Here is a 13,500-nt window from a genome sequence, read left to right as displayed (position 1 = left end):
TTACAGAACGGCGAAGATGTCCGACTCCTTCATGATGAGGTAGTCTTGGCCGTCCACGGTAATCTCGGTACCAGCATACTTACCATACAGCACCTGGTCGCCGGCTTTCACCTGCGGCTTGATGGTGGTACCGTTGTCGGCCACTTTGCCTTCACCTACGGCTACTACTTCGCCACGCTGGGGTTTTTCCTTAGCCGTGTCGGGGATGATGATGCCCGATTTGGTTTTTTCCTCGGCGGCGGCCGGCGCGATGATTACGCGGTCAGCCAGCGGTTTGATGCTAAGCGACATATTGTACGTTTTGGTTGAAAGGTTTACTTGTAGTAAGAGGGTGACGACCGTGCTACACTTCCTGTGCCAGCCCTGCAAAACCTGACATAATGGATGCTAAGTGGGAACTTTTCCGTCAGGATTTCCTACCAAAGACTGCCAGACGTGTCATACTGCACAATTCGCCGACAAAATGCCGCTTGGAAGCTAGAACTCGGGTGTCGGCTCGCTTTACGCCGAGCAAGCTGCAGGGTTGGAAGATGACAAAAAAATAGTGGCTCCCAGTTAGGAGCCACTACAATAAAGAATACTGTAAGCTTACAGAAAGCTATTGAGCCGGCGTAGAGGCGGGCTGTTGTCCAGGGGCAGCAGGAGCAGTGGCTGGAGCCGCGCTAGGAGCAGTTGCGCCCGGAACTGTAGTGCCAGGAGCACCGGGGCCTACGGGAGCAGGAGTAGCCGGAATACGAGTTTCGAGTGCTTTCTGCTGGTTTACGCTACGTACGGGGCCCGTACCAGCGCCACCAACTACGTGAGTACCCAGGCTCAGCACGATCAGGGCAATGGCCAACCCCCAGGTCAGGCGCTCCAGCAAGTCGCCGGTACGCTTAACGCCCATCAGCTGTGCGGCACCACCCGCGCCAAACTGGCTGGAAATCCCGCCGCCTTTGGGGTTCTGGGCCAGTACTACTAGGCCTAGCAACAAGCAAACAAAAAGAATCAGAACAACAAGGGTGATGTACATCTAAGCTGAAGGTTGTTTCAGGTGTTGAATTTGATCGGCAAAGTACGCCTTTTTTTCTGGCTGGCGCTGCATCAACCGCTCATATATTTCAATGGCTTTGTCGATTTTGCCCTGCTTAACCATGATTTTGGCGAGGCTTTCCGACGCTATGGCCGGGGCAGCCTGGGTGCTCCGCACCGACAAATCAGCTTGCTCATCGGCCGGGGCACTATCAGTGGCCGGCGTCTTGATGCGGGGCTGTGTTTTCAGGAAGCGGTTGATTAAATCAATAGACGACTTGGTAGGTTTCGGGCGACTGGCTGCAATATGGGCGAGTAGCAAGGCGTCGGGCTCGAAGAACGAATCCAGGGGTAGATCTAGCGTGTATCCGTCGCGGGGCTGCAGGTCATATCCCAGTCGACTGCCAGCTCCTAGCGCGTAGCCCAGGTCTTCGTCGGCATGAAAAGCCGGCGGGGCGGGTTTGGAAAGGGTAGGCAAGGGGAAGTTCTCCTCTTCGGCCTCATCTTCTAAGCCAGGTAACTGATAAGCTGAAGGAGTAGGCAAAGCAGGCTCCACCAAGTCAAACTCGAACCGTGAAATGCCCGCATTAGCCGGGGGACGGATGGGAGGAGCCATCGGTGGAAGCAAATCCTCAACCAGCGTCTGGTCTCTTGCTTCCGTTTCTACTAGACCGGTAGAGGCAGGAAGTTCTGCAGCATCAGCCTCGGGAGTAGGCTGTATATAGTTTGTCTGCACACCTTCATCGGCCACAAGTGGTTCCGCAGAACTTTCTGCCTGTAGCAGTTGAGGTATATCAGTGGCAGTAGTGAGGTTTTCTTGCGGTACCTCAAATTCCTCATGTGCTACAGGAATAGCTGGCGTATTGAGCAAAACCGGCGCTTTTTCTGCCTCAGTCAAGTGCAGCGAATCCTCAGCCGAGCTATCTAATACGGTAGATGCTACTGGTGATGCTTCCGGTGATACTACTTCGTGAAGCGCAGGATTATCGGGAAGTAATGCCGCAATACTCTCTTCCTGAGCCGTAAAATCCTCTTCTGGTGTAGCCTGCGAGTCAGTCTCATCAGCAAGATTCTGGGCAGCTTCTTCCTTTGAAAGAAGCGTGCTTACTGAGTCCGAAACATCCAGCAATTCTGCGGTTGGCTCCTGAGCACCCGTTTCGCTAGGTTGACTTTCTTCGATTGTTTCTGCCGGAACGGTCGGGGTGGTAGCAAAAGCAACAGATTCGGGTAGCGCTGTTGTAACGCTCTGAGCGGCCGGTGCGGGCTGTTCTAGCAGTTGGCGCAGTAACTCTCGATTGGTAGCGTAGGTAGCGGCGCGGCGCAGGCGCTGGCTAGCCAACATGCTGCCTCGATCGTGAGCAGCTTTAGCTAGCAGGATGTGTGCCGTCTGACAGTAGGGGAAGGCGGCCGCCAACTGTTCCAGCTCCCGGATTTCGGCGTCCGAAATCTCGCTCACGTGGTCCAGTATCTGTAAAAGCGACGCGCGGGTCATAGGAATAGATGAGCTGATGTGGTAAACGGCTAGGCCAGTGCGGCTCCAAAACCAGAGAGCACGGCAATAAACTAGGTAGTAGGTACTGGCCTAGGGGCGGCAAAAGTGCATCAATTTATTCAGAGAAGCGCTACTTACCAGTTGGCCACCGATTTATTAAAGACATCGGTAATGATGTTGCGGAATACTTCGCGCAGGGCTGCAGGGTCATTGTTGATGCTGGAAATATCACGCGTGGCGGGGAAGTCGCGGGTGCTTTGAAAGGTCTGCTCGAAGTCCTGCTTAGGGTCCTTAGTGTTGGTGTATCGCACGCGCACCTGAATGGTTAGGCGGTTGACCCCGGCTACGTCCTGGTTGTTCTGTTGCTGAATTGCGGCCGGTGCGAAATCGAAGGCAATGATCTGACCGTCAAACTGTAGGTCGCCATCGCGGGCCTGTTGCTTAAGTGTGGTATTGCGCTGAAAGTAATCCTTGAAATCTTCAGTGAAGCGCTGTGCCAAAAACGATGGACCGTTGTTGGCGTTGTTTTGAAACGTGGCGATGGAAATGGTTTTTACCTCTGGCAAAATATTGGTGCCGCTAAAGGAATACACCTTGCAGCCGCCCAGAGCTAAAAGCAGCAAAAAGCAACTCAGCAGCCAAAAGGGAGCCCCGGCACTACGCTTGTTCAAGGTCATATTGCTTTAGTTTGCGATAGAGCGTGCGTTCTGAAATACCCAAGTCATGAGCGGCATACTTCCGCTTATTGTGGTGCTTCTTCAGCGCTTTGATGATCATTTCCTTCTCCTTCGCCTCCAGAGACAAGGTTTCCTCCTCTGTTTCGTGGGTGATGTCCTCCACGCGGTGAGCCTCGTCTTCGTACTCAGTGGCATCATCTACCTCTAGGTCACGCGGACTAAGAATGTACTCGTTGGGTGGGCCATCAGGGGCGGGCTGGCGAAGTGGCCTAGCGGCTGGGCCATTATCGTAGGGCGCTACTCCTACGCTTAGGTTATTGAACAGGTGGCTGTTTTGACGCAGCAGCTCCTGGGTTTCCTGGGGGCGCTGACCAGCCGCCATATCCAAGACAAGCTTCTTCAGGTCCGTCATGTCGCGGCGCATGTCGAAGAGCACTTTGTAGAGCAGGTCGCGCTCAGAGTAGGCGTTGCCGGCCCCGTCGGTGGCGCTGCCGGCGGCGTGCACTAGCATGGGCAAGCGGCTGCTCTGATCAGCGGGCAAGTACTGGCGCAGGCGGCGGGCATCCACCTCCCGGTCCGTCTCCAGCACCGACATCTGCTCGGCCACGTTCTTGAGCTGGCGAATGTTGCCCGGAAAGCGGAACCGTTGTAATTCCTGCACGGCGTCCGGCGTAAGCGTTACGGGCTTTACCCGGTAGCGGTCGGCAAAATCCGTGGCAAACTTTCTAAATAGTAAGTAGATATCATCGTCTCGTTCACGTAATGGTGGAACCGTAATTGGCACCGTGTTGAGGCGATAATACAGGTCTTCTCGGAAGCGTCCTTCACGCACCGCGTCCAGCAAATTTACATTGGTAGCAGCCACTACCCGCACATCTGTCTTCTGTACTTTCGAAGAACCCACCCGGATAAATTCACCGTTTTCCAGCACCCGTAGCAGGCGGGCCTGGGTACCCAAGGGCATTTCCCCAATTTCATCTAGGAAGATGGTACCGCCGTTGGTTACCTCAAAGTAGCCTTTACGAGCCTCCTGAGCGCCGGTAAAAGAGCCCTTTTCGTGACCAAATAGCTCCGAATCGATGGTGCCTTCCGGAATAGCCCCGCAGTTGATGGCAATAAACTGCCCATGCTTGCGGGGGGAAAGGGCGTGAATGATCTTGGAAAACGATTCTTTACCAGAACCACTCTCGCCGGTAATGAGCACGGTCATGTCGGTAGGAGCCACTTGGGCTGCTACCTGAATGGCATAGTTCAGCGACGGAGCATTACCGATGATGCCAAAGCGCTGCTTGATAGATTGTATTTCGGAAGGAGTCAAGGTCGGAAGTGGGTTTTCGTGTGGAAGACGAAAAGCGCGGGCTTTTATTTTGAGGAACGCAGAATAAACACGTCATCCTGAGCTAACGAGGAGTCTGTTAGGAGAAAGCAGGCCGCTGCTACGGCACTCACTTTTACGAAACAACGCCCTGCGAAAGGTCAGGATGACAAGAAATTATATCGCCTCGCCGAGCAACGTGTTTGTGGTAGCCTCGTGCACGAGCACATCCACGTAGTCGCCCTTCTTGTAGTGTTTCTTCGGGAAGATTACGACCTGGTTCTGGCTGTTGCGGCCGCTCAGGTGCTCATCAGAACGCTTCGAGAAGTTTTCTACTAGCACGCGGTGCACACGGCCCACAGCGCGCTGGTTACGCACGCGGCTGTGCTCACGCTGCAGGTCAATGATTTCGGCCAGGCGGCGCTTCTTTACTTCCAACGGAATATCGTCTTCCAGCTTGCGGGCGGCCAGGGTACCAGGGCGCTCCGAGTAGAAGAACATGTAGGCCATATCGTAACGCACCAAATCCATCAGGCTCAGAGTGTCCTGATGTTCCTCTTCCGTTTCAGAGCAGAAGCCCGCAATCATATCGGTGCTAATGCCACAGTCGTCGCCGAGGATACGGCGAATGGCTTTCACGCGCTCCTCGTACCACGGCCGGTCGTAGGTGCGGTTCATTAGTTTGAGCACCCGCGAGTTACCGCTTTGAGCGGGCAGGTGAATGTACTTGCAGATATTCTCGTAGCGCGCCATCGTATGGAGCACTTCGTCGGTGATGTCTTTGGGGTGGGAAGTGGAGAAACGCACGCGCAGCTCAGGGCTTACCAGGGCCACCTGTTCTAGCAGCTGGGCAAAGTTTACGTGCTCTAAGCCATCTTCCGAAGCCCATTTGTAAGAATCAACGTTCTGGCCTAGAAGCGTAATTTCCTTATAGCCTTGAGCTACTAAGTCGCGGGCTTCCTGCACGATGCTGTGCGCGTCGCGGCTACGCTCCCGGCCTCGGGTGAAGGGCACCACGCAGAAGGAGCACATGTTGTCGCAGCCGCGCATGATGCTAATAAAGGCCGTAATGCCATTTGAGTTCAGGCGCACCGGCGTGATGTCGGCGTAAGTTTCCTCACGGCTCAGCAGCACGTTTACGGCCTTTTGGCCACCATCCACTTGCTGAATCAGTTGGGGCAGGTCGCGATACGCATCGGGTCCCACTACTAGGTCCACTAATTTTTCCTCCTCCAGAAACTTGCTTTTCAGACGCTCGGCCATGCAGCCCAGCACGCCCACCAGCAGGCCGGGGTTACGCCGTTTGTGCCCATTGATCTGAGCCAGGCGCATGCGCACCGTTTGCTCGGCTTTCTCCCGAATGGAGCAGGTATTAAGCAGCACCAGATCAGCGCCTTCTAGTTGCTCAGTCGTGTCGAAGCCTTGTTCAAACAAGATGCTCGACACGATTTCAGAATCAGAGAAATTCATTTGGCAGCCGTAGCTCTCAATGTAGAGTTTGCGCTTACGGCCGGTGCGGGTAGCTGGGCTTACGCGCACTTCGCCCGAGGGCTCGTGTGCGTGCGTGCTTGCCTCTACCGATGGAGTAGGCAGGGCAGGAGTATCAAGAAAGTCGAGGGTAATCAGCGGTTGGGACATACGAAAGGCGTCGCGGGCGTCAGCTTCACAGTTCAGAGAACAGCAAAGGTAACGTTTTTAAGCCGAAAATGACAGAATGGCAGGGGTAGGAGTGTATCAGTAATTGAGTAAATGAGTGAGGTGACTAATGCCAATTTATTATGGGTTGAACAGCATCAGTTGAGCTAAATGAATTCACTCAACTACTTATTCACCGCTAGGGCAAGTAGGTCAAGACTTCCCGCAGATCATCTACTTTGTGGAACTCTAGGCCAGTCAGCGTTTCAGGATCTACTCGCTCGAATATCCAAGTGGCGTGGTAGGGAACGTGTACTGAGCGAAAGCCCAGGCGAGCTATCGGAATAATATCGGATTTGAGAGAATTGCCAATCATGCAGAAGGTCTCCGGCTGGGCGCTGTAGCGGGTGAGCAGGCGCTGGTAGGTAGCCTCGTCTTTTTCGCTGACAATCTCCACGTGATCAAAATAATCGCCTAGGCCAGACCGGGCAATTTTGCTTTCCTGATCAAACAGGTCGCCTTTCGTGAGCACCATGAGGCGGTGGCCGCGCTGGCGCAGTTCTGTCAGAACTTCTACTACGCCGGGCAGCGGCTCGATGGGGTAGCGGAGTAAGTCCTTGCCCATGTCGAGAATCTGCTGGATATAAACGCCCGTGACGGCCCCCTCGGTGAGCTGAATGGCCGTTTCAATCATGGAGAGCATAAACGACTTAGCCCCGTAGCCAAATAGCTTCATGTTTTCGCGCTGCACCGCATTTAGATGCTGGCTGATGTAGTCGGGGTCGCCACAGTGGGCCATGATGTTAAATAGCCGGGCTTCAACCTCATCGAAGTGAGGCTGATTTGACCACAGCGTGTCGTCGGCGTCGAAGGCAATGAGATGGGGAGCGGACATAAGCCGGAGAAACAGGGAAAACCGCGAGAAAAGCTACGCGAGGCATCAAAGTTACCGAACTTAGCGCCTATGAAACAGCGCATCGACTTAGCCACCTGGAACCGCCGCGACCATTTTGCCTTCTTCTCCGCCTTCGATGAACCGTTCTTCGGGTTGGTGGCACCGGTGGAATGTACAGGCGCTCAGGCCGAAGCCAAGCGACTAGGGGTTTCATTTTTTCTGTACTACCTGTACCACGCCGTCCAGGCTGCCAACGAGGTGCCAGAGTTTCGTACCCGCATTGAAAATGGGGAAGTGTTCTTGTATGACCGGGTCCACGCCTCAGCCACGCTAGGCCGCGAGGATCATACATTTTCCTTCTCCTTTATTGAGCAGCACGATGAACTTATGAACTTCGTGGCCGCGGCCACTGCGGAAATGGAAGCCGTGCGCACCAGTACTGGCCTACGCCTGAGTGAGTCTACTGCGCGCCCCGATGTGCTGCATTGCTCGGCTCTCCCGTGGGTCCGGTTCAGCGGCCTCACGCATGCTCGCAGCTTCCAGCATCCCGACAGCTGCCCAAAACTGTCCTTCGGGCAACTCTACGAAGAAAATGGCGCCACCTGGATGCCGGTTTCCGTCAACGTGCATCACGGCTTGGCCGATGGTTACCACGTAGGCCTGTTTCTGGCAGCATTTGAGCGGCGGTTGAAGGGAAATACCAAGTAGGCGAGGTAGGGCGTGAAGGGTGCTAGGCCCCTTCACCTGTTTACTCGCTCACTGTAGCCCCGAGCACATCTAGCAGTCCCTGGGCTTTCAGCAGACACTCCTGGTATTCGTACTCGGGCACCGAATCGTAGGTGATGGCAGAGCCTACTTGGAAGCTGAGGTGGCCCGTATCCTGCCGGTATTGGAGGCTGCGGATGACCACGTTGAAGTCAAAGTCGCCGTTGGGCAGCACGTACCCAATGCTGCCGCTGTAGAGGCCCCGGCGAGTGCGCTCGTAGTGCTCAATAAGCTGCATGGCCCTGATTTTGGGTGCCCCCGTCATCGAGCCCATGGGGAAGGTGGCGCGTAACGCCTCCACTAGGCTTAGGCTTGGCTGGGCCGTGGCCTGCACCGTGGAAATCATCTGCCAGACGTGCCGGAAAGGATACAACCCGAACAGCTCCGGCACTTTTACGGAGCCGGTTTCGGCCACGCGGGCTAGGTCGTTGCGCACCAAATCCACAATCATCAGGTTTTCGGCACGCTCCTTCTCATCGTGCAGCAACGTTAAGCGCTGTTGTTCGTCAGCGGCAGGAGTAGCGCCGCGCCGAATAGTGCCTTTAATGGGCTGCGAAAGCAATGTAAAACCCTGGCGCCGTAAAAACCGCTCGGGCGAAGCGCACAGCAGGTACCGGTTGTGCCAGCGGTAGAAGCCGGCGAAGGGCGTGGGCGACGTCTCTAGGAGCCGCAAAAACACCTCCGTGGGCTCTAACGCTACGCTTTCCGCGTAAAACTCCTGGCATAAATTCAGCTCATAAACTTCCCCGTTCAAAATGTCCTCCCGAATAGCCTCTACGGCATCTAAATAATTGGGCTTTGGTAGGCGAGCTTGAAAAACGGGTACTTGAGCTAGTGCTGGGCCAAGTGGCCTAGCAGCTAGAATCTGGGCCAGGACCTCGGGAGCAGGGAGTCCTTCTGGCGAGTTCGTATAAATAGTAACTGACTCGTTGTGCCATTCCAGCCACATTTCGGGCTCAAAGAAGTGCAGCGCCGGCCAGTTGAGGTTGTCCAGATTGTGACTTTGTAGCGCTTCTACCTCGTTTTTTAGGTCGTAGGTAAGCAGTCCGCAGCGTGGTGCCTCGCTCGACTGGCCTAGCCATTGTTCGAGCTCTGCCAAGCTACTCGGTGAGTAAGCCGGGGTGCGCCGCACGGCCAGCCGCCGTGTAAATGCGCCCTGGGGGTAGGCAATATCGTTTGGCTCAAAATAAGCGCAATACGGAAAGGCCGCAGCCCACCGCAACGCGCGGGCACGAAAGTCGGGGGGAAGGTCAGCTATACGAACGGAATGCACAGCGCAAAGGTAACCGCCCGCCCCGGTCCGGCTAAACAAGGGTCGTTACTCTAGTTCCTTCAGTGCGAGCTTGGCTTTGGTGTCGGTGCTGTTCTTGTACTCGTGTTTGGAATAGCTCAGGGCCTTATTGAAATACGCCCGAGCGGTATTCTTCTGACCTTCCGCCTGGTATATGTAGCCTAGTTGCAGCGCCGACTGCGGCGCGAAATAGTAGGGAGCATTCCCGGCCAGCGCAATAGTACGGGCATAATACAAGCGGGCCGAGTCGGGGTGGCCTAGGAGGTGGTAGGCACGGGCCCGCCGGTAGGGGGCTTCCAGCCGGTCGCGCAGGGGCGTAGTTTGGGTTAGCTGAAAGCTGTTTAAGGTAGCCAGCGCACTGCGGTAATAGCCACCGTCAATCTGCAGGCGAGCCCTTGTAAGTGTGCGGTTGAGGGGCAACTTCTCCTCAAAAAATCGCTGGGCATAGTTGTCTTCCTCCAGCACCGTACGGCCGCTAGCGTTAATCTGGCGCCGATACTTCTCTGCGGTGGCCCCATCACCAGCCAACCACGCGGCTAGGTATAGCTTAAACGCGGCATCCTTGCGGTAGTGTTGCCCCCGATACAACTGCAGAAACTGTTGGTTAGCCCGCGTGGAGGCGGCGTACTGGCCTTGATAGAGCAGCAGGTCAGCGGCCATGTGGTGCAAATAAGGCAAGGGCAGGTAGTCGGCGCCCACTGGGCTAGCGCGGTAGGCCGCCAGGGCGGCGTCGGTACGATGTTGCTTTTTGAGCTGGCTGATTAGCAGGTAGCTGAGCAGCAAGTTGTCGGGTTGCTGGCGGTGCAGGGTTTCTACTAGCTGCAGCGCTGCTTCCGGCTTTTTGTAGTACGTTTCCTCCAGCAGAGCTAAAATCAGGCGGGCTTCCAGCTGAAAGTCGTTGGGTTGGGTGGCAGCCGAGCGCAGATTCTGCAGGCCCGTTTCTACGCTGCCTGGCAGGCCTAGCAACTTCAAAAACCACCGATAGCTCTCAGGCAAGGACCCAATAAAAAATTGGAGCATGCCCAGCGTTTTGCGAGCGGGCAAATACTGCGGATAGCGCTGCACCACAGCCTGCATCTGCTGATAGCTTTGGCGCAGGCTCCAGGCGCCCTGCACCTCATGGCCAAACACCACCTGGGCAGCGGCTTGATGCAAACGAATTTCGGCCCGAGCGTAGGCGCGCAAGGCCCCGGGCTCCGAGGATTTATCCAGGGCACTCAGGCGGCGGTCCTGGGCCTCTACTGCGGCCTCGTAGCGGGTGGCATCCTGGCTTACCAATAGCTCCGTTATTTCCAGGCAATCGGCTATGAGCAGGGTTCCGGCGGTTGACGGCGCGCCCTTCAGCCATTTGCGCGCGGCTCCGGGCCGCATTTTTAGCACCTCCGCGTAAGCACGGGCTTGCTGACTCGAGAGTGCTACCGATGTGGGGGCTAACTCAACCTGATAGGCCTCTTGGGATGGGGCACTATGCGCTAGGCGCAGAAACGCAACAACAAGTAGCAGGCAGACTATCCACTGCCGGCTGCTACTCAATCCGTTGCGTATCTGCGCAATACTTCCCATAGGGCAAAAAAAGAACGGCCCGGGAGCCGTTCTTTTTCGTGTGTCAAGAGACTAAAAATTACGAGATGCGGGCTTCCACATCGGCCAGCACGCGGCCGCAGTGCTCGCACACGATGATTTTCTTGTGGGCAATGATATCGGCCTGGCGCTGAGGGGGCACCGTGTTGAAGCAACCACCGCAGGCATCACGCTTAACCGTTACCACGGCCAAGCCGTTGCGTACGTTGCCCCGAATCCGGGTGTAGGCCATCAGCAGGCGCTCCTCAACAGGCTGCACGGCGCCTTCACGCTCGTCCATAAGCTTCTTTTCATCGGCTTCGCTTTCGCTTACGATAACGTCGAGCTCACTTTTCTTGTTGGTAAGGTCCTTCTTACGCTCTTCCAAGCGCTGCTTGGTGCCTGCGATGTCGTTGTTCTTGAGCTCAATCTGATACTGAGCTTCTTTGATTTTCTTCTCAGAAATCTGGATTTCCAGCTTCTGCAGCTCTATTTCTTTGGCAATAGCCTCGTACTCGCGGTTGTTGCGGACGTTTTGCTGTTGGTCTTCGTAGCGCTTAATGAGGCCGTCGGCGTCCTTGGCGTTTTGCTTGCGCTGTTTGATCTGCTCGTTAAGCCCGGCGATTTCCTCGTCGAATTTGCTCACGCGCACCTCATAGCCGGCAATTTCGTCCTCCAGGTCACGAACCTCTTCTGGCAAGTCGCCACGCACGCGCCGGATTTCGTCGAGCTGCGAGTCGATGCGCTGCAGGTTCAGAAGGGCTTCCAGCTTGCTGGCAACGGTATTTTCCGCGGAGGGATTAGAAATCATAACGGACGGGGTTGGTAAGGGTCTCAGCAGTTAAGAGCGCAAAAGTACTCCCAAAGTTATCGGTAAGCAAATCCCGGAAGATTTCCCCCGTGAATTGCTCGCTCTCAAAGTGGCCTACGTCGCAGAGCATCAGGCGGCCTTCGGCACTGAAATATTCGTGGTATTTTAGGTCGCCGGTTACGTAAGCCTGGGCGCCGGCGGCGCGGGCCTTGCCAATCAGAAAGCTGCCTGCCCCGCCGCACAAAGCTACGCGCCTGATGGGCCGCTCGAACTCTGTGTGCTTTACCACCGGTACACCCAGCGCCTCGCGCAGGCGCCGGCGAAATTCCCGGGGGCTCATCTCCTCGGGCAAGTCACCCACCATGCCGGAACCTACATCTTGGTGCGTGTTTTCCAGCTTGATGAGCTCGTAGGCCACTTCCTCGTAAGGGTGAGCTTGCCGCAAGGCTCGCAGCGCAGCGCCCTGCAGGTGTAGGGGCAGCAGAACTTCTACGCGTTCCTCACGGGTAGTTTCGGGCTGCAGCGGAGTGCCAGTATGGGGGTTGGTGCCAGCTCCGGGTGTAAAGGTGCCAGTGCCTTCCATCCGGAAACTACACTCCGAGTACTCACCTACCTGCCCAGCCCCAGCCTGATACAGAGCCTGGAGCACTGCCTCGGTGTGGGTTGGTGGTACATAAGTAACGAGCTTGCCCAAGGTGCCCGACTTGGGGTCCAGAATCTGCAAATTTTGCAGACCTAGCTTGTCGGCCAGCTTGCGGTTAACGCCCAGCAGCACATTATCGAGGTTGGTATGGGCTGCGTAAATAGCCACATCGTTTTTGATAGCCTTAATAATGGTCTGCTCTACTTCGTTTGCGCCGGTGAGGCGCTTGAGAGGCTTGAACACTACTGGATGATGAGCTACCACCACGTTGCAGCCGCGGCGCAGAGCTTCGTCCACCACGGCTGGGGTGCAATCTAAGGCAATAAGCACCCCGCGCACTTGCATGTACGGGTCGCCGCACTGCAGTCCGGCGTTGTCGTAGGATTCTTGATAGGCCAGGGGAGCGGCGCGTTCGAGTACGCGGGCTAAGTCTTGAATGGTTACGGGCATAGGGTAGCAAAGTACGGCAAGGTGGCAATCAGCTCCTAGTTTAGGCAATTTCTGGGGCTGTTATAGGCCTAGCCGGAGCTAAGAAGTACTTATCTATACAACACTAACTGATTAGGCCATCAAGCACCCGCACATAATTCGCTACGTTATCAGCCAGGGCTCTGCGCTTGTACTGCATCAAATAACGTGGGTGGTCCAGCACATGAATGTGATCGAAGAGCTGCAATTCCTCATTGAGCTTGTGAAAGTACTTACCGTTGCGCTGACCCAGGCAGACGGCGGCATGCCGGGCCAAGCCTACTTCTTCCACCAGCTGCCGCACTGATAATTGAATATCCGGCCACAGCGCCTTTGTCACGGCTACGGAGTCGTAAAAGTTGTAGTTCAGACCATGCCGCAAAAGCACTAAGGGGTAGAGAGACCCCAGGAAAAACCGCTCGTAAAAGGCCGTCGGACCGCCCATGGCCAGCACCACGGCCTGCACAAACTCACTGGATGGCTCCCGGCGCCGCGGTAGGTCGTTCGCAATGCCCCAGGTTGATAAGGCCACTGGGTCGGTAAAGGCTACGCCGGTGCGACCGTTGCCCAACCGCCCAGGGTTGATGCCCAGTAGGGCTACTCTGGGCTGATCATCTTTATAGTGGCGCTGCGCAAACTGCGTGAAAAGCTCCCGCGGGGTAGCGTCTTGGTAAGGGCTGTAGGCCTCTACATCCTCGGGCAGGGTGGGCGGTGACGGAAACTCAGTTAAGTGGCGCAGCAAACGGTCAGCAAACATATAGGAAAGGTGGAGGCGAACTGCTTGTACGCAGAAGCTGCACGCTAGTGGCCTAGCTTACCGCAAGGGCCTCAGTGCAAACATTCAAGCGAGGCGCTTAATGCTTATCTGCACACAGATCTAGGCCGCATATAACAGAGGCTAGCACCAGATATATCTAGGCCTGTCGCCCGATGCTAT

The 13,500-nt window shown here is 55.8% G+C and carries 13 protein-coding genes; 1 reads left to right on the top strand and 12 read right to left on the bottom strand.

Going from position 1 to position 13,500, the window contains the following annotated elements; translation table 11 throughout:
• The 7 genes from groES to EU556_RS14075 form a co-directional block, all read right to left on the bottom strand.
• Positions 1-291: a co-chaperone GroES gene (gene groES, locus EU556_RS14105; RefSeq protein ID WP_045687497.1), complete on the bottom strand. Its 291-nt coding sequence runs from the start codon at positions 289-291 to the stop codon at positions 1-3.
• A 307-nt stretch (positions 292-598) separates the two neighbouring features.
• Positions 599-1,012 carry a preprotein translocase subunit SecG gene (gene secG, locus EU556_RS14100; RefSeq protein WP_135434798.1) on the bottom strand — a complete coding sequence of 138 codons (414 nt, stop codon included), beginning with the start codon at positions 1,010-1,012 and terminating at the stop codon, positions 599-601.
• The gene (locus EU556_RS14095) at positions 1,013-2,503 is read right to left on the bottom strand and encodes a hypothetical protein (protein WP_135434797.1); all 1,491 of its coding nucleotides are present in this window, start codon (positions 2,501-2,503) and stop codon (positions 1,013-1,015) included. It abuts the gene before it with no gap.
• A 134-nt stretch (positions 2,504-2,637) separates the two neighbouring features.
• Positions 2,638-3,180, bottom strand: coding sequence for an LptE family protein (locus tag EU556_RS14090; RefSeq protein ID WP_135434796.1), 543 nt, complete (start codon positions 3,178-3,180; stop codon positions 2,638-2,640).
• Positions 3,161-4,498, bottom strand: a complete 1,338-nt coding sequence (locus EU556_RS14085; RefSeq protein WP_135434795.1) for a sigma-54 interaction domain-containing protein — start codon at positions 4,496-4,498, stop codon at positions 3,161-3,163. Before EU556_RS14085 ends, EU556_RS14090 begins: the two co-directional genes overlap by 20 nt.
• A gap of 174 nt (positions 4,499-4,672) precedes the next feature.
• Positions 4,673-6,133, bottom strand: coding sequence for a tRNA (N6-isopentenyl adenosine(37)-C2)-methylthiotransferase MiaB (miaB, locus tag EU556_RS14080; RefSeq protein ID WP_135434794.1), 1,461 nt, complete (start codon positions 6,131-6,133; stop codon positions 4,673-4,675).
• Between the two features lie 196 nt (positions 6,134-6,329).
• Entirely contained in the window at positions 6,330-7,025 is a 696-nt protein-coding gene (locus EU556_RS14075) for an HAD family hydrolase (protein ID WP_135434793.1), read from the bottom strand.
• Between the two features lie 69 nt (positions 7,026-7,094).
• On the opposite strand from EU556_RS14075, the gene EU556_RS14070 reads away from it, so the two are divergent.
• Positions 7,095-7,733, top strand: a complete 639-nt coding sequence (locus EU556_RS14070; RefSeq protein ID WP_135434792.1) for a chloramphenicol acetyltransferase — start codon at positions 7,095-7,097, stop codon at positions 7,731-7,733.
• A 40-nt stretch (positions 7,734-7,773) separates the two neighbouring features.
• Here the strand turns inward: EU556_RS14070 and EU556_RS14065 are convergent, their stop codons facing one another.
• The 5 genes from EU556_RS14065 to EU556_RS14045 all read right to left on the bottom strand — a co-directional run bounded on the left by EU556_RS14065 (position 7,774) and on the right by EU556_RS14045 (position 13,320).
• The gene (locus EU556_RS14065) at positions 7,774-9,063 is read right to left on the bottom strand and encodes an anthranilate synthase component I family protein (RefSeq protein WP_135434791.1); all 1,290 of its coding nucleotides are present in this window, start codon (positions 9,061-9,063) and stop codon (positions 7,774-7,776) included.
• Between the two features lie 45 nt (positions 9,064-9,108).
• Entirely contained in the window at positions 9,109-10,644 is a 1,536-nt protein-coding gene (locus EU556_RS14060; RefSeq protein WP_135434790.1) for a tetratricopeptide repeat protein, read from the bottom strand.
• A gap of 58 nt (positions 10,645-10,702) precedes the next feature.
• Positions 10,703-11,452, bottom strand: coding sequence for a zinc ribbon domain-containing protein (locus tag EU556_RS14055; protein WP_135434789.1), 750 nt, complete (start codon positions 11,450-11,452; stop codon positions 10,703-10,705).
• Positions 11,442-12,545 carry a Nif3-like dinuclear metal center hexameric protein gene (locus EU556_RS14050; protein ID WP_135434788.1) on the bottom strand — a complete coding sequence of 368 codons (1,104 nt, stop codon included), beginning with the start codon at positions 12,543-12,545 and terminating at the stop codon, positions 11,442-11,444. Before EU556_RS14050 ends, EU556_RS14055 begins: the two co-directional genes overlap by 11 nt.
• A 103-nt stretch (positions 12,546-12,648) precedes the next feature.
• A complete protein-coding gene (locus EU556_RS14045; protein WP_135434787.1) occupies positions 12,649-13,320 on the bottom strand; it encodes a uracil-DNA glycosylase family protein in 672 nt (223 codons plus the stop codon).
• Between the last annotated feature and the right edge of the window lie 180 nt (positions 13,321-13,500).

Source organism: Hymenobacter fodinae (genome assembly GCF_004745825.1).
GTDB classification, from domain to species: Bacteria; Bacteroidota; Bacteroidia; order Cytophagales; family Hymenobacteraceae; genus Hymenobacter; species Hymenobacter fodinae.
The sequence above is the reverse complement of the archived record's forward strand: the minus strand, read 5'-3'. Positions and strand labels throughout refer to the sequence as shown.

Excerpts from the sequence above, each read along its gene's own strand:
- secG (WP_135434798.1), bottom strand. The coding sequence starts at position 1,012 with ATGTACATCACCCTTGTTGTTCTGATTCTTTTTGTTTGCTTGTTGCTA.
- EU556_RS14050 (WP_135434788.1), bottom strand. The coding sequence starts at position 12,545 with ATGCCCGTAACCATTCAAGACTTAGCCCGCGTACTCGAACGCGCCGCT.
- EU556_RS14060 (WP_135434790.1), bottom strand. The coding sequence starts at position 10,644 with ATGGGAAGTATTGCGCAGATACGCAACGGATTGAGTAGCAGCCGGCAG.
- EU556_RS14045 (WP_135434787.1), bottom strand. The coding sequence starts at position 13,320 with ATGTTTGCTGACCGTTTGCTGCGCCACTTAACTGAGTTTCCGTCACCG.
- EU556_RS14070 (WP_135434792.1), top strand. The coding sequence starts at position 7,095 with ATGAAACAGCGCATCGACTTAGCCACCTGGAACCGCCGCGACCATTTT.
- EU556_RS14055 (WP_135434789.1), bottom strand. The coding sequence starts at position 11,452 with ATGATTTCTAATCCCTCCGCGGAAAATACCGTTGCCAGCAAGCTGGAA.
- EU556_RS14075 (WP_135434793.1), bottom strand. The coding sequence starts at position 7,025 with ATGTCCGCTCCCCATCTCATTGCCTTCGACGCCGACGACACGCTGTGG.
- EU556_RS14095 (WP_135434797.1), bottom strand. The coding sequence starts at position 2,503 with ATGACCCGCGCGTCGCTTTTACAGATACTGGACCACGTGAGCGAGATT.
- groES (WP_045687497.1), bottom strand. The coding sequence starts at position 291 with ATGTCGCTTAGCATCAAACCGCTGGCTGACCGCGTAATCATCGCGCCG.
- miaB (WP_135434794.1), bottom strand. The coding sequence starts at position 6,133 with ATGTCCCAACCGCTGATTACCCTCGACTTTCTTGATACTCCTGCCCTG.
- EU556_RS14090 (WP_135434796.1), bottom strand. The coding sequence starts at position 3,180 with ATGACCTTGAACAAGCGTAGTGCCGGGGCTCCCTTTTGGCTGCTGAGT.